Source organism: Streptomyces sp. CB01881, assembly GCF_002953255.1.
In the GTDB taxonomy this organism is placed as follows: Bacteria; Actinomycetota; Actinomycetes; order Streptomycetales; family Streptomycetaceae; genus Kitasatospora.
On sequence record NZ_CP026498.1, the window covers coordinates 6641764 to 6666412 of the forward strand.

Below are 24649 nucleotides of genomic sequence, written 5' to 3' on the forward strand. Positions count from 1 at the left end.
GGCGGCGGGCGGCGGGCGGCCGCGGTCAGGGCCGCCCCAGCAGATGGGTTCCGGCGGTCGAGGGGCCGCGGGCGGTGAAGTACTCGGTGAACCCGCGGAGGAACTCCACCTCGGTGATGACGCCGTCCCCGTCCACGTCCAACTGCCGGAACCCGTGGGAGAGTTCGGCGGGGTGTACGCGGCGTCCGCCGAACACCGCGCGGTACTCGTCGGCGTCGAGGGTGCCGTTGCCGTCGGTGTCGGCGGCGGCGAAGACGGCGCGCAGGGCGGGCAGCAGGCCGCGTTCGAGGTAGTCGGGGTCGCGGTCGCAGCCGGCCAGGGTCGCGGCGACGAACTCGGCCCGGCCGATCCGCCCGTCGCCGTCGGTGTCCATGGTCGCGCGCAGCTGCCCCCACCAGTCCTCGAAGGCGGCGCGGACGCGGTCCTCGGCCTCCTCGGTGAGCTCCAGCTGCCAGCAGACGTTGTGCGCCATGGCCTGGAGGTCGTGTGCGGTGACGTAGCCGTCGCCCGTCTGGTCGAGGACCTGGTCGAAGAACCGGTCCAGCCGGGGCGGCCGGGTGTCCTGCCGGGGCGGGCGGCGCCGGGGCGGCACGGCCGGCCGCCGGAAGCGGTAGCGGCGCCGCTCGGGCAGCCTGGTCATCAGTGCCCGGCCGCCGTGGTGCAGCACCCGGGAGAGCAGGGCCGCGCGGCGGGTGCGGACCAGGCCGAAGCGCTCGCGGTAGACGGCCGGGAGGTCGGCGACGGTGAGGGCGGTGGCGACCCGGGCGGCGACCGCCCGCAGCAGCCGCCAGCCGGCCGGCCCGAGCCAGTGCAGCCGCCGCGGGCAGGGCGCCTCGTGCAGCATCTCGTACAGCAGGTGGCGCGCCTGGTCGGTGAACTCCAGCTGCTCGCGCGCCATCGTGCGGAAGTAGCCGGGGAGTTCGGCCGCCGTGCGCGGCAGGGAGCCCTCGGGCAACCGGAACGCGGCGACGACCGCGGTGAACTCCCCGTACACCGCTTCCAGTTCGGTCGCGGTGTACCGGTCCCCGCTCAACTCCCGCATGGTGACGACGGATTCGAAGAGGGTGAGGAGCACCCAGGCCCGGGTGGCCGGGTCGTGGGAGTCGTACGGCCGGCCGTCCGGGGTGGTGCCGCGGATCCGCCGGTGGGCGCGGTCGAGTCGCCCGACCTCGCGGTGCAGCGCCTCCTCGTCGGCCTGGAACAGCCGTTGGCCGCTGCCCATGGTGTGTTCGACCCGCCGCCAGGGGTGGCCGCGATAGGTGGAGTGCTCGGTCATCCCGGCCGAGACCACCGGGTGGGAGGCCTGGAGGACCAGCAGCCGCCAGGCCACGAGCGCGATCCGCCACTCACTGAGATCGCGCCGGAAGGAAACGCCCGGCCCGGGCGGCGGCAGCGGCATCGGAAACGGCCCTTCGTCGTTCTGCGGATTCCCCGTCGGCGGCGGCCTTCCCGCTGGACCGACGGCAAAACTCCCCCAGAATTAGACGGATTTACCTACCGCCCCTGGGAAATGGCAGCGGACTCCTGGGCCAGTGCCGCCAACTCCGCGAGGTCCTCCGGCCCCAGCCGCAGCGAGGCCGCGGCCACGTTCTCGTCCAGGTGGGCCGGCGAGGAGGTGCCCGGGATGGCCAGGACCGCCGGCGAGACGGCGAGCAGCCAGGCCAGCATCACCTGGGCCCGGGTGGCACCGTGCCGCTCGGCGACCCGCCGGAGCGCCGGGTGGTCGGGCACGCCGGTGCCGCCGAGCGGGAAGAACGGGACGAAGCCGATGCCCCGGGCCTCGCAGTCCGCCAGCATCCCGTCGCCGTGCTCGGTGTCCAGGACGCTGAACTTGTTCTGCACCGCGACCACCGGCGCGATCGCCTCCGCCTCGGCGAGCTGCGCCGCGCTGACGTTGCTGACGCCGAGGTGCCGGATCAGCCCCTCCTCGCGCATCGCGGCCAGGGCCTCGAAGGGCGCGGAGATCGACGACTGGCTGGGCATCCGCCGCAGGTACACCAGGTCGAGCCGGTCCACACCCAGCTCCCGCAGGTTGCGGTGGACGGCCTCGCGCAGCTCCGCCGGGCCGGCCGGGTTCATCCAGGTGCCGTCGGGCTCGCGGCCCGGGCCGACCTTGGTGGCGATCACCAGGTTCTCCGGGTAGGGGTACAGGGCCTCCCGGATCAGCGTGTTGGCGAAGACGTCCCGGAAGAAGTAGAACCACGCGGTGTCGATGTGGTCGATGCCGAGCTCGACCGCCCGGCGCAGCACGGCACGGCTCTGCTCGGGATCGCAGGCCGGGCCCTGCCAGTCCCGCATGGGCAGCTTCATCGCGCCGAAGCCCATCCGGGACACCGGCAGGTCGCCGCCGAGGAGCAGGGAGCCGGACGCGGTGACATGAGGTGAGGTCGTCATGGCATCAAGACTCCGGCGCGCTCGCCAATCCGCCGTCCGATCTGGCAGCTTGCTGCCATGAGTACCGATCGGATCATCACCCTGCACGGCGAGGAGGAGCTCGTCCGGCTCGCCGGCCACCTCTTCGTCGGCTCCCGCGAGGAGTTCCTGGTCGCGGCCGCCGACCTGGTGACCTGGTCCACCGGCGTCAACGCCGCCTTCCGCGAGGGCAAGCGGCCGCACGTCGTCCCCGGCCTCACCATGCGCAAGCTGTACACCCGGCGGGCGATGGCCGACCCGGAGTCGGTGCGGCGGCTGCTGCGGATCGCCGCCTCCGGCATCGAGGTCCGGATCTGCGACGGACCGCTGGCCCGCGAGGCGATCATCATCGACCGGCGCACCGCGATCCTGGCCGGCGCACCGGTGCGCGGCGTCCGGACGTACACCGTGGTGCACTCGCCGGAGGTCGTCGACGGCGTCCGCTCGCTGTTCCGCGCCACCTGGGAGACCGCCACCGACCTCGCCGACTGCGCCGCCCCGCCGGACCTCACCGAGCAGGCCCGGCACATCCTCCGCACCCTCGCCGCCGGCCACACCGACGAGACCGGGGCCCGCCTGCTCGGCCTCTCGCTGCGCACCTACCGCCGCCGCGTCGCCGAGGTCATGACCGCCCTCGGCGCCACCTCCCGCTTCCAGGCGGGGCTGCTGGCCCAGGGCCTGACAGGGGAGGGGGTCAGCCCCGACGACCGCCGGTGACCCCCGGTGGAACAGCTCTGCGCGGAATGCCGTGGGGGAGGCCGGTGCACCGGCCTCCCCCACGGCATCGAGTTCGCGGCCGCCTCCCGAACGGGCGCGAACGGGCGGTCAGGCGGTCTGGCCGGCCTTGCGGCGGGAGACGTGGACGGCCGCGGCGCCCAGGCTGATGGCGAGGCCCGCGCCCAGCGCGAGGTACGGGGTGGCCGGGTTCGAACCCGTCTCGGCCAGCTCGGCGGCCGAGGTGGTCGACGTGGTCGAGGTGGTGGACGTGGTCGAGGTGGTCGTCTTCGCCGAGGTGGCGGTCGTGCTCTTGGTGCTGCTCTTGGTGGTGCTCGTGTCGCCGGCCGTCGTGACGGCGGTGTCCGCGACCGGGGTGACGGCGCCCGGCTGCTGGGTGCCGGTGGAGTCGGCGGGGGCCGGCGGGGTGTTCTCCTTGGCAGGCTGCTGGGCGTCGGCGGCCTTGGCGTCGGCGAGGGCCTTGTCAGCGGTGGCCTTGGCGGCTGCGGCGGCCTTCTTGGCCTCGCCCAGCGTGTACAGCTTCCGGAGTTCGGCGACCCTGGCGTCGTCGAGGGCGTTGCCGGCGGCGGTCCTGGCCTTCTCCGCGGTGGCGTTGGCGGCGTCGGCGGCCTTGGCCGCGTCGGTGGCCTTGTGCAGGCGGGTCAGGATGGCGACCCGCTCGTCCTCCGTGGTCGCCGGGTCGTCGAGCTTCGCGGTGGCGGCCGTGGCTGCGGCCAGCTCCTTGTCGGCGGTGGCCTTGGCGGCGGCGGTCTCCTTGGCGGCGGCCCGGGCCGCTTCGAGCTTGCCCAGGTAGGGCTGCGAGTCGTTCATGAAGGCCTCGACCTTGGCCTGCTGCGCGGCCTCGGCGGCGACGGCCGCGTCGTACGCCTTGGCGGCGTCGGCGGCGGCCTTCTCCAGTGCGGCGATCGAAGCCGTGTCGTTCTGGGTCTGGGCCGTCGAAGCCGGTGCCGCGAAGGCGGGTGCCCCGGAGAACACGGCGGCGGGCGAGACCACGGCGGCGATCATGGCAGCCGAAACCAGAGTACGGCGGAGGTTCACGGTGATCCCTTTCGGATCGAAGAACAGCAAAAGCCGTTGTCAGAGCGGTCATTACCGCTCAGCGGGCTGATCTTATGCATACGGGTTCCGTACGCTCCATGCCGCTTTCCGGCAGGAAGGGAGGCCGCCGGACTTCCTGGTTCGCAGAGGAACTGACGCCACGCCAGGTACGGCAGTGCCCACCGGACCCACCGGCCCACCGGACCCACCGGCCCACCTGGCCGGCGAGTGCCTCGGCGCGGGCACCTCGGCGACGGCGCCTCAGCGCTGGTGCGGGAGCTCCACGCGGAAGGTGGCGCCGATGCCGGGCGCGGTGTGCAGGGTGAGGGTGCCGCCGTGCGCGTGGGTGAGGGCGGTGGCGATGGCGAGGCCGAGGCCGGCGCCGCCGCCGTCGTGGCGGCTGCGGGAGGCGTCGACCCGGTAGAAGCGGTGGAAGACCAGGGCGGCCTGGTCGGCGGTGAGGCCGGGGCCGGAGTCGGCGACCTCCAGGAGGCAGAGGCCGTCCACGGTGCCGACGCCGATCCGGACCGGGGTGCCGGGCGGGGTGTGCTTGACGGCGTTGCCGACCAGGTTGGTGACCACCTGCCGCAGCCGGGCCTCGTCACCGACGACGGGCGCCGGGCCGGGGGCACCCGTCCCCGCGGGACCGGTGAGGGCGACCGGGCGGGACGGGTCGAGGGCGGTGAGGTCGTGCAGGGCGTCCGCGGCGAGGGTGCGCAGGTCCATCGGGGCCAGGTCGAGCGGGCGCTCCTCGTCGATCCGGGCGAGCACCAGCAGGTCCTCGACCAGGGTGCCCATCCGGACGGCCTCGTTCTCGATCCGGGCCATCGTCCGCCGGACGTCGGCGTCGGTGGGCAGCGCGCCCATCCGGTACAGCTCGGCGAAGCCGCGGATGCCGGCCAGCGGAGTGCGCAGCTCGTGCGAGGCGTCGGCGACGAACCGCCGCATCCGCGCCTCGGACTCGGCGCGGGCGGCGAACGCGGCCTCGATCTGGGTGAGCATGCCGTTGAGCGCAATGGAGAGCCGGCCGACCTCGGTGCTCGGCGGGAGGGCGGGCATCCGGTGGGAGAGCTCGCCGGAGGCGATCAGTTCGGCGCCCGCCTCGATCCGGCGCAGCGGCCGCAGCCCGGCCCGGACGGCGAAGAACCCGAGCACCGCGATCAGCACCAGCACCGCGCCGCCGATGCCCAGGAAGGCGGTGCGCAGCCGTCCGACGGTGGCGTCGATGTCCTCGCGTGAGACGGCGACCATCAGGTACGCCGGGGTGGGGGCCGGCGCGGCGAAGACGCTGGCGGGGGCGGTCTGCCGCTGGAGTGGCAGGAGCAGCGCCCGCCAGGTGCGCTGGCCGCGCTGGTCGGGCAGGTCGAACGGGGTGTCGGCGGTGGTGGCCGCCGGGTCGAACCCGGCCAGCTGCGGCGCCGGGTCGTTGTCGGAGACGGGCTGGCGGACGACCTGCTGGACCTTGCCGTCGCCCGAGAGGTACTGGACGAGGTACTGGCTCGGCAGCGCCGCCAGGTAGTTCGGGGCGGACCGCTTGCCGGTGACGGACGGCTGCCTGTTGTCCGGCCAGGTGATCCGGCCGGGGGCGCGCTTCGAGAGCGGTTCGGCGAAGCGCTGGAGCTGGTCGTCGAGCCGCTGCACCAGCTGCATCCGGACGGTGCCGAGCACGATGGTGTCGCTGACGGCGAGCCCGGTGGTGACCAGGGCGAGCACCAGGACGAGCAGCCGGGCGCGCAGGGACAGCCGGGTGAGCATCGGAGGGGTTCCGTCAGTTCTGCGGGGGGCGGCGCAGCGCGTAGCCGATGCCGCGCACCGTGTGGATGAGCTTGGGGCCGTGGGCGGGCCCGGAGTCGAGCTTACGGCGCAGGTAGGAGATGTAGGACTCGACGATGGAGAGGTCGCCGCCGAAGTCGTACGCCCAGACGTGGTCGAGGATCTGCGCCTTGGAGACCACCCGGCCGACGTTGGCCATCAGGTAGTGCAGCAGCTTGAACTCGGTGGGGGAGAGCGCGACGGAGGCGCCGCCGCGGGTGACCTCGTGGGCGACCGGGTCGAGGGTGAGGTCGGCGACGACCAGCCGGCCGTCCTCGGTGGGGCCGCCGGCCCGGCGCAGGATGGCCCGGATCCGGGCGATCAGCTCCTCCAGGCTGAACGGCTTGGTCACGTAGTCGTCGGCCCCGGCCGCCAGGCCCTGGACCTTGTCGCCGACGCCGTCCTTGGCGGTGAGGAAGAGCACCGGCAGGTGGTCGCCGTGGTGGCTGTGGGCGGGGCCGGTGATCTGGCCGCGGCTGGTCTGCTCGCGCAGCCGCTCGACCACGGTGAAGCCGTCGAGGTCGGGGAGCATGACGTCGAGGACGACCAGGTCGGGGCGTTCGGCGGCGATCAGGGCGAGCGCCTCGGTGCCGCTGGCGGCGGAGGCGACCCGGAAGCCGGAGAACCGGAGCGAGGCGGAGAGCAGCTCGCGGATGTTGGGTTCGTCGTCGACGACGAGGAGGAACGCCTCCCCCGGGCCGCCGGCCACCGCGGAGGTTCCTGGTGTGGACACAGTGCCTTGCACGGGGGTTCTGCCTCCCGGTCGGACGATGGTGTTCAGCTTGAGGCTAGCCCGGGGAGGCTATGCGCCATCGATGAATGTTGGATTAACACCTTATCGGGCGGAATCGAACGGACAGGCCTGGCGGGCGGCCTTCGATGGTGTGCGCACGGGCGGGGACGCCCCGGGCACCCCGGGCACCCCGGGGAACGCCTGCGGCCGGGGAGGGCCTCCGGCGGGTGGGCGGCGGCCGGCGGACCGGTGACGGTCCGCCGAGCCGGTTCACGGGCGGCCTCCCTCACGGGGCCGTCCGTGCGGGTCGGGTGGACGAGGCACTCCGGCGGACTGCGGCCGCCCCGGATGTGACGTATGCCACCATGCCGCTCGGCGCACCCGGGCGCCGCGGACACCGCGCCCGGCGAGCCGCGAGAGGGGTTCCACGGCGGGATCGGCAGCGACCACGGACCCGCCCGGCCGCCCCGGAGTTGCCCACCACCCACGGCCGCGGTGTCGATCGCGTGGCCAACGGCGCTGCGGGGGTACCCGATTGAGGTCGCCACCCGGCCACCCCGCGCAGTATGACCGTGATCACATCCGGTCCTGACGGGCCGTCGCGATGCCGCCCCCACCGCGTCTGCGTCTTCGGGGGGTCTGTCCTCACGAACGGCTAGGAGACCGGACTGTGCGTGCTCAGCAAGGGGCCGAGAAGGAGAAGCCCGGACAGCGGCGGTGGAACCCGCTGCGGCGGATCGACTACCCGCGCAGAGGGCGGCGCGGGGTCCGCCGCTGGCTCCCGTCCTGGCGGCAGCTGCTCCTGGTGACGGGGACCGGGGTGGCGGTCCTGACGGGATGGCTGGCCTGGTTCTTCGCGAAGACCGACGTCCCGGACGACATGAACTCCTTCGCCACCCAGCAGAACAACGTCTACTACTGGGCGGACGGCACCGAGATGGCGCGGATCGGCGAGGTCAACCGGCAGGACGTGCCGCTGGACCGGGTGCCGCAGCCGGTGCAGTGGGCCGTGCTGGCCGCCGAGAACGAGACCTTCTACTCGGATCCGGGGATCTCGGTCACGGGCATCGGCCGCGCGATCTATCAGATGGCCTCGGGCGGCGACACCCAGGGCGGCTCGACCATCACCCAGCAGTACGTCAAGAACAGCTATCTGAACCAGCGCCAGGACATCTCCCGCAAGCTCAGCGAGATCGTCATCGCGATCAAACTGGACCATCGCATGAGCAAGCGGGACATCCTGGCCGGCTACCTGAACACCAGTTGGTTCGGGCGCGGCAGCTACGGCATCGAACGTGCCGCGGCGGCGTACTACGGCAAGGACGTCTCGCAGCTCGACCCGAGCGAGGGCGCCTTCCTGGCAGCCCTGCTGAAGGGGGCCGGGCAGTTCGATCCGGCGATCAGCGCGGACAACCACCGACGGGCCGAGGACCGGTGGTCCTGGATCCTGGACCGGATGGTGAAGGCCGGCAAGCTCTCCGCCGCCGAACGCGCCAAGTACACGGTGTTCCCCGAGCCCCGGACCCAGCCGAAGGCGGCCGGACTGAGCGGCCAGGTCGGGTACCTGGTGGACATGGCCAGGAACTACGTCGAGAGCCACAGCGACATCACGGCGGCCCAGTTCGACCTCGGCGGCCACCAGATACACACCACCTTCGAGAAGCCGAGGGTCGACGCCCTGGCCGCCGCGGTGCAGGACGCCACCAAGGGGATCGACCCCGCCGGCCGCGACACCGACCGGTTCCTGCGGGTCGGCGCCGCCTCGGTGGCCCCCGACGGGAGGATCGTCGCGCTCTACGGCGGCCCCGACTACCTGAAGCAGGGCTTCAACAGCGCCAACACCTCCACGGTGCCGATCGGTTCGGCCTTCACCCCGCTGGTGTACGCCGCCGGGCTCAGCCAGGGCGTGCAGCGCCAACGGGACGGCAGCCGGACCCCGGTGCTGCCCACCACCACCTACAACGGCGACAACGGCGTGAACGTGATGACCCCGGAGGGGCCGTACTGGGGGCGCGACGGGAAGATCGTGAAGACCGCCAACGACGGCAGGCGGGACTGGGGCAAGGTCACCCTGAGGAGCGCGGTGGAGCAGTCCGTCAACGGGCCGATGATGCAGCTCGGCATGGATGTCGGCCTGGACCGCGTGCAGAAGACCGCCGCGGACCTGGGCCTGCTCCCGGCCAGCATCGGCGAGCTGGTGCCGGCCTTCGGGGTCGGGAACTCCACGCCGAGCGCGATCAGGACCGCCGACGCGTACGCCGCCTTCGGGGCGGGAGGCAGCCACACGGACCCCTACTCGGTGCTCGGCATCACCCGGAACCGCGAACCGCTCGCGCTGCGCCTGCCGACCGCCGTGCAGGCGCTGACGCCGGCGGCCGCCGGGGAGGTGGACGCGGCGCTCAAGGACGCGGTCCGCACCGGGAGCGCCGCGCCGGTGGCGGGGGCCGGGCCGGACCTGGCCGGGAAGCCCGGTACCACCGCGGACCGCACGGCGGGGTGGTTCGTCGGCTACAACGGGCAGGTGTCCACGGCCGTGACCGTCTTCCGGGCGGACCTGAAGGACATGAAGCTGCTCTCGCTGGAGGGGTTGGGCGGCGCGGCCCCGGACACCCCGGACTCCGAGCTGCCCACCCGGATCTGGACCTCGTACATGAGGACGGCCGGTGGCCAGGAGAGCCGGGCGGACGCGAGCCGCCGGTAGGGGCGGCCGGGCGGCCCGGGCGGATGCGGGCCCCGCGGCCGCCCGGGCCGGGTCACTCGACCGGCCGGATCACTTGGCCAGCCGGGTCACTCGACCAACCGAATCACTTGACCAGGCGCGACCAGTCGGCCGGCTGCCCGGGGTCCAGCTGGCGCAGCCTGTCGAGCACCTTGGGGTCCTGGGCGTCCAGCCAGTCGGCGACCTGGCGGAACGAGACGCAGCGGACGCCGTCGCGTTTGCAGACGCTCTTCATCACGTCCTCGATGGCCTGCATGTAGATGCCGCCGTTCCAGGTCTCGAAGTGGTTCCCGATGAAGAGCGGGGCCCGGCTGCCGTTGTAGACCCGTTCGAAGCCGGCGAGGTAGGTGTCGCGGGTCTCCTTCTCCCACGCGGCGTACTTCTTCGGGTCGCCCTTGGTGCTGTCCCCGGACTGGCCGGCGAGGAAGTTGAAGTCCATCGCGAGACCCTGGGTCGACCTGCCCGGGTAGGGCAGCAGCTGGAGCGGGAAGTTCCAGATGTCCCCCTTCTTGCCGGGCCAGACCTGGAACTCGCCCGGCGAGCTGGCGTCGTACCGGAAGCCGGCCGCCTTCTCGGCCGGGAGCAGGGCCTTCTGGCCCTCCAGGCAGGGGGCGCGGCCTCCGACCAGCTCCTTGGTGTAGTCGAAGGGCAGCGGTGGGAGGTCCTTGAAGCCGGTGTTGGTCTTCCAGTTGGTGACGAAGGAGACCGCCTGGTCGAGCTCGCTCTTCCACTCCTCGGTGGTCCAGGCGCCGCCGCCCTTGTCGCCGCAGAAGTGCCCGTTGAAGTGGGTACCGATCTCGTTCCCGGCCTGCCAGGCCAGGCGCACCTGCTCCAGGGTGTCCTTGATGTGGGCGTCGGTGGCGAAGTCGATGGAGGCGGCGCCGACGTCGTGCTGCGGCGGACGGTAGAGCGCGCGCCGGGACTTGGGCACGGTGTAGATGCCGCTCAGGAAGAACGTCATCCGGGCGTCGTTCTCCTCGCCCAGCTTCCGGAAGCGCGAGAACAGGTGGTCGTCGCCCTCCAGCGCCCCGTCCCAGGAGAACACCACGAACTGCGGCGGCTTCTCGCCGGGCTTCAGCTTCTCGGGCGTGGGCTGCCCGGGCTGCGGACCGGTGTCGGAGGTGGAACCGTCACCGAGCACCTTGACCTGGCCGTCCCAGGTCGGCGAGGGGCTGGGGCTCGGACTGGTGCCGGGGCCGGTGCTGGGGCTGCCGGACGGTGTGCCGCTCGGGCCGGGTGCGGGGGTCGAAGGAGCGACGTCGGCGGCGGTCGGTCTGTCCGGGCGGGAGTCTCCCGTGGCCAGGGTGAAGGTCGCGACGACCCCCACGGCCAGCAGGACGGCCACGCCGCGAACAGTCCGCACCGTTCCCTCGCTTCTCCGACACAGGTCAGATGATGTTCGGAAATTTCAGCCCTACAGTTCGATCATCAGAACACTTTGATCGATAGGTGTCGAGGCGGAGACCCCACGGACGGCCGGGATTCCACTGCCCAACTGCCGTGTCATACAAGGAATCTGACGCTAGATGGGCTTTTCGTGCAGCTCCTCGGGCCTCGAAATCCGGGCTGATCGGGCAACCGTCGGCAGGAGACCGGGCAGGTCCGGCCCGGGTGACCGGTCCTTCGGCCGCCCGCCGGGCCACGCACACGCGCGAAGGCCCCCGCCCACCAGGGGCGAGGGCCTCGCGAAACGTCCGGCAGCTGCGGGGTCAGCCGCCGGACGGGTTTCGGTTCCCGCCGCCGAAGCCGGAGGCGCCCTCGACGAGCTGGGTGGCGTTGTAGCCGCCGTTCGCGTCCGGCGTGCCCATCACGGTGACGCTCTGGCCGGGCTGGAGGTCGGTGACCTTGCCCTCCTTGTTGAGCTGCACCTTGGTGGCGTCGCCGGTGGTCACCTTGACGGTGTTGCCGTTGGCGTCGGTGAGGTAGACCGTGGTGCCGTCGACGGCCTTGACCGTGCCGCGGGTGAAGCCGCCCTGCCCCCCGGCGCCCTGGCCGCCAGCGCCCGGACCGCCCTGGCCCGCGCCCTGGCCGCCCTGGCCGTTGCGGCGGTTGCCGTTCTGCCCGCCGAAGCCGGACGCCGCCGCCCTGGGCTGCTGGCCGCCTGCCACCGCCTTGCCGGACCCGCCGGAGCCGTGGCCCTGCTGGTACCAGACGCCGCCCGCGAAGGCGGCCGTGGCGATCACCGCGCCTCCCAGGGCGAGGCTCAGCCAGGGCAGCTTGCGGCGCGGGGGTGCTGCCAGTTCCGCGGTGACGTCCCGGGCGTCCGGCGCGGTGGAGAGCAGGGCGACCTGCTCGGCCGGGGTGCGCGGCTCGATCTCGTTGCTCATGGGTGTCTCGTCCTACTCGTGGGCTACTCGTGGGCTGCGTACGGGCTACGCGGGGTCACTCGTGCCGGAGGGCGTCGATCGGGCGCAGCGAGGCGGCCCGGTTGGCGGGGTAGCTGCCGAAGAACAGGCCGATGGCGACGGCGATGCCGAACGCGCCGAGCACCGATTCGGGGATCACCACCGGCTTGATGCCGACGATGCTGAAGTGCGAGCCGGCGATCCCGGCCAGCACGCCGAGCCCGGCGCCGATCACCGAGAGCAGGGTGGACTCGGTAAGGAACTGCCCGAGGATCACCCCGCGCGGCGCACCGAGCGCCTTGCGGATGCCGATCTCCCTGGTCCGCTCGGTGACGGTGACCAGCATGATGTTGGTGATGCCGATCCCGCCGACCAGCAGCGAGATCGCGGCCACCGCACCCAGCAGCACCGTGAAGGTCTTCGTGGTGGACTCGCGGGCGGTGAGCAGCGAGGCCTGGTTGCTGATCCGGAAGTCCGCCTTGCTCGGGTCGGCGATCGCATGGGTGCCGAGCAGCACCCGGGTGATCTCGGACTGCGCGGTGGTGGTGGTGTCCGCGGAGGTGGCCTGCACCAGGATCTGGTTGACCGAACCGAAGCCGGTGAAGGCGTTCTGCACGGTCGGCAACGGGGCGATCACCACGTCGTCCGGGTCGGTGAAGCCGGTGCCGCCCTTGGCCTGGAGCACGCCGACCACGGTGAGCGGGGTGCCGCCGACGGTGATCTGCTTGCCGACCGGGTCGGCGGTGGCGAACAGCTGCTTGGCGGTGGTGGCGCCGAGCACGGCGACCTTCCGGGAGCCGAGCACGTCGTCGTTGGAGAAGTACTCGCCGTGGCCGATCTTCTGGTTGGCCGTCTCGAAGTACGCCGGGTAGGTGCCGACGATCGAGCCCGGGCTGTACGAGATGTCCCCGTACAGCGCGGTGCCGCTGGTCGTGACCACCGGCGCGACGGACTTGATCGCGGTCGCCTCGGTGTCGCTCGCCAGCGCCTTGGCGTCGGCGACCGTGAGCTTCTTCGTGGTGGACGCGGTGCGCGAGCCGCCGAAGGACGCGCCGGAGCTGACCGTCAGCGAGTTGGTGCCGAGCGAGGTGATCGACTCCTTGACCGCCTCCGAGGAGCCGTTGCCGACCGCGAGCAGCAGGATCACCGACGCGACGCCGATCAGCACCCCGAGCATGGTCAGGGCGGAGCGCACCTTGTTGGCCGCCAGGCCGCCGACGGCGAAGCGGAGCATCTGCCAGAGGATCACGCGAGCACCCCCCGGGCCTCGGACGCGGCGCGCAGGGCGGGCGGCGGCCCCTCCGCCGGGGCCTGCCGGACGTCGCTGATGATCGCGCCGTCGACCAGCCGGATCACCCGCTTGGCGTGCAGCGCGACCTCGTCCTCGTGGGTGATCAGCACGACCGTGCGGCCGGTCGCGTTGAGGCCGTCGATGATCGCCAGCACCTCCTCGGTCGAGCGGCTGTCCAGGTTTCCGGTGGGCTCGTCGGCGAGCAGCATCGCCGGGGCGGTGACCAGGGCCCGGGCCACCGCGACGCGCTGCTGCTGACCGCCGGAGAGCTCGTTGGGCCGGTGCCCGGCACGCTCGGCCAGGCCGACCAGCGACAGCGCGGCCAGCGCCCGGCGGCGCCGTTCGGCGGCCCGCACGCCCGCGTAGGCGAGCGGCAGCTCGACCTGGGCGAGGGCGGTGGTGCGGGGGACGAGGTTGAAGGACTGGAAGATGAAGCCGATCTTGCGGTTGCGGACCAGGGAGAGCTGCTGCTCGTCCAGGTGGCCGACGTCGATGCCGTCCAGCAGGTAGCGGCCCGAGGTCGGGACGTCCAGGCAGCCGAGGATGTTCATCAGGGTGGACTTGCCGGAGCCCGAACTGCCCATCACCGCGACGAAGTCGCCCTGCTCGATGTCCAGGCCGACGCCCAACGGCTCCCCGGTGGCCGGGTCGGAGGGGCCCCGCAACGCGTGCACGATGGCGTCGCCGTGTCCGTAGGACTTGGTCAGGCTGCGGATCTGGATGACCGGCGGTGGTGCGGAGGGCACCCGGTTGTCGATGACGTGGCGCCTCATCCGCGGTTACCGCCTCGGCCCGCGCCGCCACCACCGGCACCGCCGGCGGCGCTGCCGATCCCGGCCACGCCGGCGCCGCCCGCTCCGCCGCCGCCCCGGCCGCCCTGACCGCCGTTCGCGCCCGGGAAGGAGCCGTTCGGGAAGCCGTTGGTGCCGCTGGTGGTGGCGAGTTCGACCTTGTCGCCCTCCTTCAGACCGGAGACCACCTGCACGGTGGTGTCGCCCTCGACGCCCACGCCGACATCGACCCGCTCGGTCGTCCCGTCCGGGTGCACCACGGTCGCGGTCCGGCTGCTGCCGGTGCCGGCCAGCGCCGCGGTCGGCAGCGACAGGGCGTTGTCGGCCTCGCCGGTGACCACGGAGACGGTCGCGCTGAGCCCGGTCCGCAGCTTGCTGGTGTCCCCGCTGATCTGCAAGGTCGCCGCGTACTGGACGGCGGCCGCACCGCCGCTGCCGCCGCTGCTCGCCGGGAGCGAACTGACCGACAGCACGGTGGCGTTGAGCTTGGTGTCGGACTGCGCGTTCAGGGTGACGGTGGCCGCCTCGCCCTTCTTCAGCTTGAGCGAGTCCAGCTCGGAGAAGTTGGCGCTGACCTGCATCCCGGTCGGGTTGGTCAGCACGATGAAGCCGCTCGGAGCGGCCGAAGTCGTGGTGCTGCTGCTGGACTTGGCGCTTCCCGAGGTGCTTGAGGTGCCACCGCCCACGGTGTCGCCGGCCTTGCCCGAGACGGACGCGACCGTACCGTCCACCGAGGCGGTGAGCGTCGTCCCGGCCAGCGCCGTCTGGGCGTTGGAGAGGTTGGTCTGCGCGGTGGCCACCTGCTGCTGGGCCTGGGCCACCGCGGCGTCGTCCACCTTGGTGGTGGTGATGGTGGTGGTCTGCGGAGCGGGCGCACTGCTCGTGCCCGCTCCGCGCTCCCCACCACCCGCGCCGCCGCCACCGCTGGACGGCTGCGCGGTCGCCGGGATCTGCTGGGTCGTCGTGGTGGTGACCCCGGCCTGGGCCTTGGTGAGGTTGGCGTTCGCCGTGTTCAGTGCGGACTGGGCGGCGTCCACCTGCTGCTGGGCGGTCGTGGTGTCGACGGTCGCCAGCACCTGCCCCTTCTTGACGCTGTCGCCCACCGCGACCTTGACGGCGGTGAGTTTCCCGCCCGTGGTGAAGTCCTGGGCCGCGTCGGTGGGCGAGGCCAGCGTGCCGGTTCCGGACACGGTGGCCAGGACCGTGCCCTTGGCCACGGTCGCGGTCCGGACCTGAGCCTTGCCGGAGGCCTTCTCGGTACCGCTGTCCAACGTCGTGTACGCCAGAGCCACGGCGCCCACCAGGGCCACGCCGAGCGCGGAGTTCAGGAGGACGGCACCACGCCGTCGCGGGAGCACCTTCATGACGGACAGCTTCCCGGGGCGCTCTTGCGGAGTCCTGGGCGCGCGCTGGGAGAACGCTGACCGGCCGAATCCGGGCATCCCGGGATGATCCACCCTGCTCACACGGTCGGCTTGGCGTACCGCTGGCCGTCCGTTGACCGGACTCCCAGCAGACTCCCAGCAATCCCCAGCCATCCGGGAGCAGCCGGGGCGGGTGACGCCGACGCGGCGACCCGACCCGACCCGACCCGACCCGACCCGACTGGCAGCCGTGTCGCACCGGTGCTTCCATGAAACGTGCCGCAGTGACCGTGCATCTCGTGAATGCGCCCGAGGCCGGACCGCTCATCCCTTGCCACCGATCTCCGTCCGGTCCGGCTTTCTCTGCGGGAGACCCCGGAACGCATACCGGTACCCGGGGTGCCGAAGGGAGCCGTTCATGGCCACGTACACCAAAGAGCCGTCCACCTGCGAGTCCGAGATCCTGTTCATCGGAACCACCGGGCTCAGACACCCCACCGTCCACCCCGACACCGTGGAGATGTACATCGACGTCGTGGCGCCCGACCACTGGAGCACCACGTACTTCGAAGAGGTCTCGCTCTACATCGAGGTCCTGACGGCCGGCGTGAAGCTGGCGCCGGGCGCTGCCGACGGCAACGCGACCATCGGTGAATGGTCGGTCTGGGAGGGCGGCGACTGGGTCGTCAAGGAGCCGGGCCGACCGCCCACGGATCGACTGCGGTTGAGGCGGTTCAAAGAACGCGTGACGGGTGGCGGCATCAACGGCCTGACCATCTACCTCAGTGTGACGGGCCTCCCCGAGGCCGGAGCACTGGAGCTGAACGCCTACTGCGATGCGATCTACGCCGTGGCCGACACGAAGAGTTGCAGGATCCACATGCAGGACTTCCACGTGGGCCAGAAGCTGACGGGGTTCCTGGGCCGAACCCCCGCGTGAACGACCGGCCCGGCAGGTGCGCCTCGCACGGGCCTCGCCGTACAGCCCGGGGGCGGTGGACGCCCGACCATCCGGCCGGCGCCCACCGCCCCGCCCGCGCTACGCCGCGGCGCCGCCCTTGCGGCGGCGGAGCAGCACGACGGCGGCGGTGCCGGCCACCAGCGTGGCAGCGCCGACGCCCGCGATCACCGGCGTCGCGGAGGACGACCCGGTCTCGGCGAGCCGCCCGGCGACCGGGAGCTGGGTCCGCTCGTTGCGCGGAACGTCCTTGCCGGCCTTGGTGACACCCGGCAGGGCCGCCGCGTCCGCGGGGGTCACCGGGGTGGGCTTGGCGTCCTCCGGCTTCCCGGCCGGGGTGCCGGCGGCGTTGACGGTGAACTTGAAGAGGTTCACGTCGCCGAAGTCGCAGTCGCCGTTCTCGCTGAGCGAGTAGCCGCTGGTGAGGAAGAAGCCGTTGGCGGTGGGGGCCTTGGCGTCGGCCTTGATCCGCATCTTGGCCTCGACGTACTCGCCGGCCTTGATGGTACGGGCGGTGGCGAAGAAGCCCCACTCGTCGTAGCGGTACGCGTTCTTCCACTGCTTGGCGGCGGAGTCGTACCACTCGACGGTGACCAGCAGCTCGCTGACGTCCTTGACCGCCAGCCCGTCGGTGCCCATGTGCAGGTCCAGGTCGACCTGGGTGAGGGTCTGGGACGTGGTGTTGCTCGCGCGGTAGGTGAACTCGTGCCAGCCGGAGCCGGCTTCGAGCTTGGAGGGCAGGCCGGGCAGCGAGGTGTCGATCGGCTTCTTGTCCGCGACGGGCCAGTTCTTGCACTCGCTGGGGAAGGCCGTCTTGAGGTCCGACGGCGTCGCGCCGGAGGTCGGCGTGGACGGCCCGGCGGACGGCGAGGCCGAGCCGGTGGAGGCGCCGGCGGAGGGGGTGGCCCCGCCCGGCTTGGTGGCGGAGGCGGAGACGGAGGCGTGGGCGGACGGCGAGGCCGATCCGGTGGGTGCGGCGGCCGAGGGCGAGCCCGACGCGGACGGCGAGGCCGGGGCGGCGGACGTGGCCGAGGCGGACGGGCTCGCGCTGGACGTGGCGGTGGGACCGGTGGTCGCGGTCGCGGAGGCGGCCGGAGCGGTCGCCAGCGCGACCGAACCCAGGACCACCGCGGTCGCGGCCGACGCCCAGACACGGCGGAGGTTCATCAGCGTTTTCGCTCTTTCCGAGTGAAGGAAGGTTTCCTCTCTGACCAGTGGGGCCAGAGTGAACCGGTTGGACGTCGGTTAGACCGTCCGGACGCCGATTGGTTGTAGACGGTGAGTCAGTTGATAGCCAGATCACATGAATGCGTCACAGCAGCCGCCACACCGGAACGACCAGGCTTGCCTAGTCCAGCAGGTGACGGCACCAGGAGAGGGCGTGGGTCGCGAGCCTGGCCAGGTGCGGGGGTGCATCGGAGCGTGACGCCCTCACGGCGCGGATCCCAGCGGTGGTCACAGCGAACGCGACGATGTCCTCCTCGCCGACCTCCTCCCATACGCCCACCGTGCGCGCCCACCGCTCGGCCGAGGCGGGGGTGTGTCCCTCTCCGATCAGCCGCAACACCATGAACGCGGTATCGACCCAGCTTGCTGCCCGACCGGCGCGCGCCCAGTCGACGACGTGCAATCGGTGCCCGTCGTCCACCAGCAGGTTGTACTTCGACAGGTCACAGTGAGCGAGGGTGTCACCCGCCACCGCCCCAGGACCGCGCTTCTCCCAGAGGACCAACTGGTCCAGTCGGCCGGCCACCCACGGATCGAGGCCACCTTGGGTCGCTACCCGGTCCCAGGCCGCGAACCGCTCCCACCGCTTCGACAGCGGCAGCGTGCCGACTTCGGGCACAGGGGTGAGCCGATCGGCAGCGTCTGACAGCGTCCGGGCCACCTCCGGCAGATCGGGCGATCCCGGAGAGAGGTCGGCGACGCGGCCACTCACGTACTCGAAGCCGAGCAGTTGCCACCCCGACTCGCTCACGTCCCACATCAACGCGGGAGAAGTGAACGTCACGTGCGGGTTGGCGGCCGCCTCGACTCGGCACTGGCGACGGGCGTCACGGCTGTCCTCCATGCCCTTGCAGAACACCCTTTGGCCGTCCGGGCAGTGCAGGACGGCGGCGAAGTGGCTGGAGAGCCCGAAAGGAACGTCGTCCACGGCCAGGGGTTCGCCTGCCCGGCCGGCCACGGCACGTCGTACCGCCTCGGGTAGCTCCTGCCACTTCAGCCTCCGCTTCACTTCAGCCTCCTGGGAGCGCTGGTACTACTTCTTGCCACCGGAGTTGGGGCTGTCCGTGCATCCGGCATGGCACTGGGTGCAGTCGGCCAGGTTCGGCCAAAGCTCGCGGTCCACGACGAAGTGGGCCGCCTCGATGTAGCTGATGGTGTCCGGCCTGGCGGCCTTGTCGTCCTCGCCGTCGGTGGGGACGTGGTGGATGTACTCGACGCCGAGGGTTTCGCACAGGCCGAAGTAGAGGACGGTGTCCTCGATCAGCTTGTGCCAGCCCTTGTCCACCTGCTTGGAGGGCGACAGCCTCACGTCGCGGTGACGGACGGCGGTGGCGAGGAACGCCAAGGCCTGGTCCAGGATCCGCCGGGCCATGTCCGGGGTTTCGCCGTCCTTCACGAGCCGGGCGGCAATGCACTCGAAGGTGTCGTTGTCGAGCAACGACGATCCGCTGATCCGTTCTGCGCTCGCAGTGGTCACAGTGGCTCTCCTTGATCGGGGTCGGACCGGCCACCGCTCTGTGCGGTCGGCCTGTACGGCCTCCTCCGTCGGGCGAGTCTCAAGTTAGGGTCGGTGTTTCCCGAGCCGCTAGCAGCTTTCCTGTTCCCGCAAGAACTCGTCTCGTACGCCTTCGACCATGCGCCGCATCTCGTCACCCGACAATGCCGCAGCCGCAAATCGATCGAACTTGTGAACATACATCTCAACGTCTCGCGGGTCAGTGACCATCACCTCGGCATGGACGGTTTCGACCGTGACCATGCGGTCGTCCCGGATGGCGAAGGAGTGAGCCGGCACGTCGACCTGCGGTGCAGCCAGAGGAACGATCCGAATATCCACATGGGGCAGGCGAGAAACAGAGATGATGCGGTCCAGTTGTCCGGCCATCATTGCGGGCGGCACGAGGCGCCATCGGAGTACGGGCTCGGTGATGACGAATTGCAACGTCTTGGTGGCGTCGTAGAGAGATTGCTGCCTCGCGAGGCGTGCGGCGACCGCCCGTGACAGCTGCTCCTCCGTGAGATCTCTTCTCCCGAACACGGCCCGCACGTATTCCGGGGTCTGCAACAACCCGGGGACGAGGGAAGGCTGGAACAGGCGAAGCAGTCGGGTGGAGTCGTCCAGCGCTTTGATCTGCTGCTGCTTGCGGTGGTAGCCCAGGCGCCGGATCAAGCGCCACGCCGTCGTCTCCGTGGCCTCTGCCCGCGCGGTGGCCATGTACGCGGCCTTGACCTCCTCGGACACGCCTATTGCTGTGAGGATGCGCTCCACGTCCACAACCGTGGGTGGCACCTTACCGGTCTCGATCTTGCTCAACTTGCTCGGAGACATGACAGCGCCACGGGCCACGACCTTGGCCTCCTTACCGGAGGCCTGTCGCAGTTCCCGCAGCGCCGCCCCGAGCCGACTCCTGTTCACTTGCCGTACTCTGCCCACCACTCCGCGAACGGCACGGAATGCGCCATCACAGTGTCACGACACGCTCTGAATTCGTCGACCCTGCTGCCGCCGAGGAATTCTGCCCCAAGATACTTGCCGTTGTCCTCGTAGCTCATCGCGACCACAGTCTCGTCGTCGAAGAGCCAGAAGTCCGACGCCTCCGGAGTCGGATTCTCCTGACTGGTGGTGTCGAGAATGAAGAACTCTTCTCCGGCCGCCATGTTCCGGTGATATCCCCATGCGAGTTCGAATCGCAGATAGTCGGTGAGCGGGCGCGAAAGGATGTGAACGCGGTACATGCGCTTTCCGGCTCGCGTGGCGTCCGCCACCGTCTTGACCCAGCCGGCAGTCTTGTATTCCTCCGGCTGCTCCTCACCGGCAAGGAATGCGCGATAAGCGTCCACTCCGCCGGACTGGCTGTAGTCGTCCAACGTTTCCAGCCGGAACGCCTCTCGGCTGAACTGCGAGAGCCACTCTCCGAGGGTCCTAGATGAGGTTGTCACGGACGGCCTTTCGGATGAGCTCGACGGGAATCTCAACCAGCGTCTCGTGAGCCGGAATCCGGAGATCGTGCTCTGTCACCCGCTCGCCTTGGACGGCGAGCGTGCCCCGGTCCGTCAGGTAGAGGGTCGGGCACTCGCCCTCATCGCAGGAACCTACGAGCCGTGTCAGCTCCACTGTTGCCTCCTCGCTCGGTTTCATGACGATGCTCCCGAAGCGACCGGGGCGCGGGCAAGGGGTTCAGGTTTCCGCTACTGGAAACCGGCCCAACTTCGAACGGGTACTCGGAAGTTCATGAACCTCCACGCCGCTCACCCGGCGACGGCCGCAGGAACGATTCGGCGCGCGGGTTTCGCAGCGTGGTGGTCAATGAGGCCACCGTCGGCGGCCTCGCGGAGAGCGACCAGGCCACCACCAGTGCGGCCCCTCCGCGGTCCTTGCCCGATCCGCCGGCGATGACTTCGCCGGAGGGAAATCGGTGGCCGAGAAGGTGCGCCGGGTTGGCAGTTGTGACGTCTACACCGGTTGGATGCAGGTGGACGTCCACCCGATCCCTGGCCGGTCACGGACGACTTCTCCGGCCAGGACAACGCAGGAGGAACGACGTGGCTCAGCTCCTGAGAGTTCAGAACTTCAACGTCTCAAGTGACGGAATCGGTGCCGGCGAGGACCAGAGTCTGGAGAATCCTTTCGGCCACATCCGTCCCGAGAGGCTGTTCGCCTGGGCAGGCGCCACGGCGAGCTGGCCCATGCGCACCGACCCCGGGGGGAGCCGGGGCCTCGACGACCACTTCACGCGGGACTACGCGCGCAACATCGGCGCCGAGATCATGGGCCGCAACAAGTTCGGTCCCCAGCGCGGGCCGTGGCAGGACCACGAGTGGCGCGGCTGGTGGGGTGACGAGCCGCCGTTCCGCACCCCGGTGTTCGTCATGACCCACCACGAGCGTCCCTCGTTCACCCTCTCCGACACCACCTTCCACTTCGTCGACGGCGACCCGGCCTCGGTCCTCGAACAAGCGCGGGAGGCGGCGCAGGGCAAGGACGTCCGGCTCGGCGGCGGGGTCAGCACCATCCGGCAGTTCCTCGACGCCGACCTCGTCGACACCATGCACGTGGCGGTCTCGCCGGTGAAGCTCGGGTCCGGGCTGCGGCTCTGGGAGTCACCCGACGAGCTGCTGGACCGGTTCCAGCTGGAGGTCGTGCCCAGCCCGAGCGGCGTGACGCACCACCTGTTCTGGCGAAAGTGACACGAGGCCCGGGCGAGGGCTGGGAACGCGGCTGATCAGGGCGCGCTGCGGCCCCCTCGCGCGGTAAGCGCGAGGGGGCCGCAACCGGGTTCAGGAGGCGCGATCGCCGTGGTGGTCGAACTCGCCGGCTTTGATGCCCTGGAGGAACGTGGCGAACCTGCCGGGGGCGGTGCGGAGGATGAGGTCGCCGTCGTCGGACTCGCGGAGTTCGACCAGGCCATCAACAGTGCGGATCTCGACGCAATTGTCACCAGCGCTGCTAAAGGAAGACTTCTGCCACTTGCTCGGGAACATCTCAGCCCTTCAGGTCTTGAGCAATCGAACGGATGAGGTCGCGCGACTCCTCGTCGGTGAGTGCCGCCTTCTCAATGCGCCCAAAGATGACGCGATAGGTATGAAGTTCATTCGGGGCATCGGAGAAGACAGGCCCTCGCGATGTGTCCATTTCAACCGTATCCAGCTCGGGAACCACGCCGAAGCTGTAGATGATGTTCTCGATCGCGCCCGGGTACGTGTGCGCATTGAAAGGGATCACACGGATACTGATGTTATCTCGGAAGGAGTCCTCAAGGAGGCAGCCAAGCTGTGCCAGCAGCACCTCGGTACCGCCGAAGCGCGTGAGGAGGCACGACTCGTGGAGGTAGGCCTCAAGCTTCTTCTGCGGACTCCGGAGCAGAGCGCTTCTACGCCGCGTCCGAAAGGCGGCGTGCAGGTCGACCTCGTCGACGGCGAGACTGGGGATCCTCCGACCGAACACCCCTTTCACGTAATCACTGGTCTGGAGCAATCCTGGCAGGAACGCTGACGTCCAAACCCTGATCGTCCCTGCGGCAAAGTCCTCATGCTCCGCAGATTCGAGGAAGGTATCGGGCAGGTGGCTTCGGTACTCCTCCCACCATCCCTTCGTTCGGCCCTGCGTCATGCTGCCGAGCGCGTCGATGAGCGACTGATTGGTACAGCTACAGGCTTCGGCGATCGTGCGGAGCCGCTCTGCGCTGACGCTGGTCTTCCCGCTCTCCATCTGGGTCACCTGCGCGGCACTCACGCCGAGCGCGCGAGCGAGCTGGCTTCCACCAAGGCCGGCTTGCTCTCGCATCCTCCTCACCTCGGCGCCCAGGCGGCGCTGACGAAAGGTTGGGTTCTGGCGACCTGGCATGACGTCCTCTCAGCTTTCCGTGAGATCAGTGTGCCGTGCGGCCCTCAAGCCGAGCCACCGGTCCCACGGGAGAGGTAACTTCGCCGAAGGCTACCTAAATTTAAGTTCCAGTGCGTTATGGTCGTCCCAGGTCGATCCGATGGATCGTCAGTAACGCCTGTTTCCAGGGCAGTAGGCGCCTGCTGCCCGCGCACCGCAGAGCAGCCACGCGTGGCATCCACCAGCCCCGTCCTGGCCTGGCTCACGGCGACGATTCCGCCGGTGAACGCCGAATCCCACCTCGCTCAACCTCACTCGGAGGTTCCTCATGTGTGCCTTCAACCCGCCCGACTGGTCCGCCGCCCGCGCCGAGCTGCGGGACGCGCTCGCCGCCGCGTCCTGGCCGCCGGACCTCATCCACGACGCCGAACTCGCCCTCTGCGAGCTGTACGTCAACGCCTGGCGCCACGGCGGCAGCCCCGCGCCCCTGGTCGTCGTCCTGCTGCTGAACCGCACCCTGCGGGTCTCGGTCGCCGACGACAGCCCCGACCTCCCCGAACCCCGCACGCCCGCCGACCCCTACGAGCTGTCCGGGCGCGGTCTGCACCTCGTCCGCTCGCTCACCCACCGCTTCGGCGCCCAGGCGCGCAAGCACGGTGGCAAGGTGGTCTGGTTCGAGCTGGAGGTGGCCGCGTGACCGGCCCCCGCATCCCGATCTCCCCCGACGACCCCCGCATGCACGACTACACCGACGCCCACGTCACCGCCCTCCTGCGCGAACTCCACGAGCGCGGAGGCAGGTTCGGCATCCAGTGGGGCTCCGCCACCACCCACCACAGCGCCGTCGACGGCCGCATCCTCGTCAACTTCGGCCACGCCCCCGTCCCCACCCTCCTCAACCTCCTCCACCTGCTCCGCGACACCGAGAGGGACCAGCCGTGGGAGTCCTGATCCCGATGGCCGGCCAGGCCGTCCGCACCGAGCGCACCACCGTCCACTACCTCGCCGTCGAATGCGTCCCCGACGCGGCCCTGCAGCTGCGCGCCGCGGTCGACCTCGACGTCCACGCCGCCCCGGGCGAGCAGCTCGCCCTGCCGCTCACCCGCGAGCAGGCCGAGGAACTCCTCCACGCCCTCGCCGCCCACCTCGGCCACCGCGTCATCGGCATCCGCCGATGAGAACCGGCACCGCGAGCTTCCTCGTCGGCGCGGCGTTCGCCGCCCTCCTCGCCCTCGCGATCGCCACCGTCGTCCTGGGCGTCGTCACCGCCCTCAGGGTCGGCGATCAGGCCCACGCCGCCGGGCCGCCGGCCCCGATCACCCGGCACGGCCGCTGGGAACTGCGCAGACTCCCCGACGGCACCCACGAGTACGCCTGGATCGCCCGCCAGGCCGGCCACTACGGCCCCGAACTCCCCCCACCACCCACCACCCCCAACCCCACCCCCGGCCGCCACCGCAGCACCCCCGGCCGCGGCCGGCACCGCATACCCGGCTGAGCAGCCCACGCGAAGGCCCCCGCCCCCGGGCGGGGGCCTCGCCGGTCCCCGGGCCCTGTTGCAACCCGCCGATCACCGGCCCCCGCACCCCCTCGCCGGGCCGTTCGGAGGGTTCCGAAAAAAGTTCTGGAACCACCTGCAACCCCCGGCGGGGATGCACGTCTATACGGATGAAGGCACGGAGAGCGAGACCGGCAAACGCAAGGCCGGGGGGCGCTACCGCTGGACGACAGCGGGCAGCCGGCCGTCTTCACCACACCATCCGCACCATGACCCTGGGGATTCACGTCATGCGCAAGTCCGTTATGCCCTCGATCGCGAAGAACGTCCGCTCGATCTCCGGCCGCCGCCGCCTCGCCACCCTCGCTGCCACCGTCGTCCTCGCCGGCTCCGTCCAGCTGAT

General features: G+C 70.9%; 26 protein-coding genes. 8 read left to right on the forward strand and 18 right to left on the reverse strand.

Going from position 1 to position 24649, the window contains the following annotated elements; translation table 11 throughout:
- Positions 1-25: 25 nt before the first annotated feature.
- Positions 26-1399, reverse strand: coding sequence for an EF-hand domain-containing protein (locus C2142_RS18805; RefSeq protein WP_148643730.1), 1374 nt, complete (start codon positions 1397-1399; stop codon positions 26-28).
- A 95-nt stretch (positions 1400-1494) separates the two neighbouring features.
- On the reverse strand, positions 1495-2394 hold the full coding sequence (locus tag C2142_RS18810) for an aldo/keto reductase (protein WP_148643731.1): 900 nt from the start codon (positions 2392-2394) through the stop codon (positions 1495-1497).
- A gap of 57 nt (positions 2395-2451) precedes the next feature.
- Between C2142_RS18810 and C2142_RS18815 the strand changes: the two genes are divergently transcribed.
- On the forward strand, positions 2452-3129 hold the full coding sequence (locus C2142_RS18815) for a LuxR family transcriptional regulator (protein ID WP_148643732.1): 678 nt from the start codon (positions 2452-2454) through the stop codon (positions 3127-3129).
- Positions 3130-3237: 108 nt separating this feature from the next.
- Here the strand turns inward: C2142_RS18815 and C2142_RS18820 are convergent, their stop codons facing one another.
- The 3 genes from C2142_RS18820 to C2142_RS18830 form a co-directional block, all read right to left on the reverse strand.
- Positions 3238-4152 carry an LAETG motif-containing sortase-dependent surface protein gene (locus tag C2142_RS18820; RefSeq protein ID WP_148643733.1) on the reverse strand — a complete coding sequence of 305 codons (915 nt, stop codon included), beginning with the start codon at positions 4150-4152 and terminating at the stop codon, positions 3238-3240.
- A gap of 294 nt (positions 4153-4446) precedes the next feature.
- Positions 4447-5940 carry a HAMP domain-containing sensor histidine kinase gene (locus tag C2142_RS18825; protein WP_148643734.1) on the reverse strand — a complete coding sequence of 498 codons (1494 nt, stop codon included), beginning with the start codon at positions 5938-5940 and terminating at the stop codon, positions 4447-4449.
- 13 nt (positions 5941-5953) lie between these two features.
- The gene (locus C2142_RS18830; RefSeq protein ID WP_241002656.1) at positions 5954-6730 is read right to left on the reverse strand and encodes a response regulator transcription factor; all 777 of its coding nucleotides are present in this window, start codon (positions 6728-6730) and stop codon (positions 5954-5956) included.
- Between the two features lie 670 nt (positions 6731-7400).
- On the opposite strand from C2142_RS18830, the gene C2142_RS18835 reads away from it, so the two are divergent.
- Positions 7401-9431 carry a transglycosylase domain-containing protein gene (locus C2142_RS18835; protein WP_241002657.1) on the forward strand — a complete coding sequence of 677 codons (2031 nt, stop codon included), beginning with the start codon at positions 7401-7403 and terminating at the stop codon, positions 9429-9431.
- Positions 9432-9534: 103 nt separating this feature from the next.
- Here C2142_RS18835 and C2142_RS18840 read toward each other — a convergent pair whose 3' ends face one another.
- The 5 genes from C2142_RS18840 to C2142_RS18860 all read right to left on the reverse strand — a co-directional run bounded on the left by C2142_RS18840 (position 9535) and on the right by C2142_RS18860 (position 15240).
- Positions 9535-10812 carry a hypothetical protein gene (locus tag C2142_RS18840; protein ID WP_148643737.1) on the reverse strand — a complete coding sequence of 426 codons (1278 nt, stop codon included), beginning with the start codon at positions 10810-10812 and terminating at the stop codon, positions 9535-9537.
- A gap of 346 nt (positions 10813-11158) precedes the next feature.
- Positions 11159-11776 (reverse strand): DUF5666 domain-containing protein, encoded by a 618-nt coding sequence (locus C2142_RS18845; RefSeq protein ID WP_148643738.1) that lies wholly within the window; start codon positions 11774-11776, stop codon positions 11159-11161.
- Positions 11777-11831: 55 nt separating this feature from the next.
- Positions 11832-13043 carry an ABC transporter permease gene (locus C2142_RS18850; RefSeq protein WP_148643739.1) on the reverse strand — a complete coding sequence of 404 codons (1212 nt, stop codon included), beginning with the start codon at positions 13041-13043 and terminating at the stop codon, positions 11832-11834.
- Complete coding sequence (locus C2142_RS18855; protein WP_148643740.1) at positions 13040-13858, reverse strand: ABC transporter ATP-binding protein; 819 nt, start codon at positions 13856-13858, stop codon at positions 13040-13042. The genes C2142_RS18850 and C2142_RS18855 overlap by 4 nt, the downstream gene beginning before the upstream one ends.
- Complete coding sequence (locus C2142_RS18860; RefSeq protein ID WP_162002502.1) at positions 13855-15240, reverse strand: biotin/lipoyl-binding protein; 1386 nt, start codon at positions 15238-15240, stop codon at positions 13855-13857. Before C2142_RS18860 ends, C2142_RS18855 begins: the two co-directional genes overlap by 4 nt.
- Before the next feature lie 418 nt (positions 15241-15658).
- Between C2142_RS18860 and C2142_RS18865 the strand changes: the two genes are divergently transcribed.
- Positions 15659-16180 (forward strand): hypothetical protein, encoded by a 522-nt coding sequence (locus C2142_RS18865; RefSeq protein ID WP_148643742.1) that lies wholly within the window; start codon positions 15659-15661, stop codon positions 16178-16180.
- Between the two features lie 99 nt (positions 16181-16279).
- Here C2142_RS18865 and C2142_RS18870 read toward each other — a convergent pair whose 3' ends face one another.
- From C2142_RS18870 to C2142_RS18895, 6 genes are all read right to left on the reverse strand, one after another.
- Complete coding sequence (locus C2142_RS18870) at positions 16280-17365, reverse strand: LAETG motif-containing sortase-dependent surface protein (protein WP_148643743.1); 1086 nt, start codon at positions 17363-17365, stop codon at positions 16280-16282.
- A 181-nt stretch (positions 17366-17546) separates the two neighbouring features.
- The gene (locus C2142_RS18875) at positions 17547-18434 is read right to left on the reverse strand and encodes a phosphotransferase (RefSeq protein WP_148643744.1); all 888 of its coding nucleotides are present in this window, start codon (positions 18432-18434) and stop codon (positions 17547-17549) included.
- 24 nt (positions 18435-18458) lie between these two features.
- Positions 18459-18902, reverse strand: a complete 444-nt coding sequence (locus tag C2142_RS18880) for a hypothetical protein (protein WP_148643745.1) — start codon at positions 18900-18902, stop codon at positions 18459-18461.
- 108 nt (positions 18903-19010) lie between these two features.
- Positions 19011-19841, reverse strand: a complete 831-nt coding sequence (locus tag C2142_RS18885; RefSeq protein WP_148643746.1) for a helix-turn-helix transcriptional regulator — start codon at positions 19839-19841, stop codon at positions 19011-19013.
- Positions 19838-20365 carry a DUF6879 family protein gene (locus tag C2142_RS18890; protein WP_148643747.1) on the reverse strand — a complete coding sequence of 176 codons (528 nt, stop codon included), beginning with the start codon at positions 20363-20365 and terminating at the stop codon, positions 19838-19840. Before C2142_RS18890 ends, C2142_RS18885 begins: the two co-directional genes overlap by 4 nt.
- The gene (locus C2142_RS18895) at positions 20349-20540 is read right to left on the reverse strand and encodes a hypothetical protein (protein ID WP_148644874.1); all 192 of its coding nucleotides are present in this window, start codon (positions 20538-20540) and stop codon (positions 20349-20351) included. Before C2142_RS18895 ends, C2142_RS18890 begins: the two co-directional genes overlap by 17 nt.
- A 428-nt stretch (positions 20541-20968) precedes the next feature.
- Here C2142_RS18895 and C2142_RS18900 point away from each other — a divergent pair, with 428 nt between their 5' ends.
- Positions 20969-21613 (forward strand): dihydrofolate reductase family protein, encoded by a 645-nt coding sequence (locus C2142_RS18900; RefSeq protein WP_148643748.1) that lies wholly within the window; start codon positions 20969-20971, stop codon positions 21611-21613.
- 90 nt (positions 21614-21703) lie between these two features.
- Here the strand turns inward: C2142_RS18900 and C2142_RS18905 are convergent, their stop codons facing one another.
- Both C2142_RS18905 and C2142_RS18910 read right to left on the reverse strand, forming a co-directional pair.
- Positions 21704-21907: a DUF397 domain-containing protein gene (locus tag C2142_RS18905; protein WP_148643749.1), complete on the reverse strand. Its 204-nt coding sequence runs from the start codon at positions 21905-21907 to the stop codon at positions 21704-21706.
- Between the two features lies 1 nt (position 21908).
- On the reverse strand, positions 21909-22769 hold the full coding sequence (locus C2142_RS18910) for a helix-turn-helix transcriptional regulator (protein WP_148643750.1): 861 nt from the start codon (positions 22767-22769) through the stop codon (positions 21909-21911).
- Between the two features lie 307 nt (positions 22770-23076).
- Between C2142_RS18910 and C2142_RS18915 the strand changes: the two genes are divergently transcribed.
- Genes C2142_RS18915 through C2142_RS18930 form a run of 4 tightly spaced genes read left to right on the forward strand, consistent with a single transcriptional unit; the run spans position 23077 to position 24246 of the window.
- Complete coding sequence (locus C2142_RS18915) at positions 23077-23445, forward strand: ATP-binding protein (protein ID WP_148643751.1); 369 nt, start codon at positions 23077-23079, stop codon at positions 23443-23445.
- Entirely contained in the window at positions 23442-23699 is a 258-nt protein-coding gene (locus C2142_RS18920) for a hypothetical protein (protein WP_148643752.1), read from the forward strand. Before C2142_RS18915 ends, C2142_RS18920 begins: the two co-directional genes overlap by 4 nt.
- A complete protein-coding gene (locus C2142_RS18925; protein WP_148643753.1) occupies positions 23687-23926 on the forward strand; it encodes a hypothetical protein in 240 nt (79 codons plus the stop codon). The genes C2142_RS18920 and C2142_RS18925 overlap by 13 nt, the downstream gene beginning before the upstream one ends.
- Positions 23923-24246, forward strand: a complete 324-nt coding sequence (locus tag C2142_RS18930; protein WP_148643754.1) for a hypothetical protein — start codon at positions 23923-23925, stop codon at positions 24244-24246. Before C2142_RS18925 ends, C2142_RS18930 begins: the two co-directional genes overlap by 4 nt.
- Positions 24247-24649: the final 403 nt, after the last annotated feature.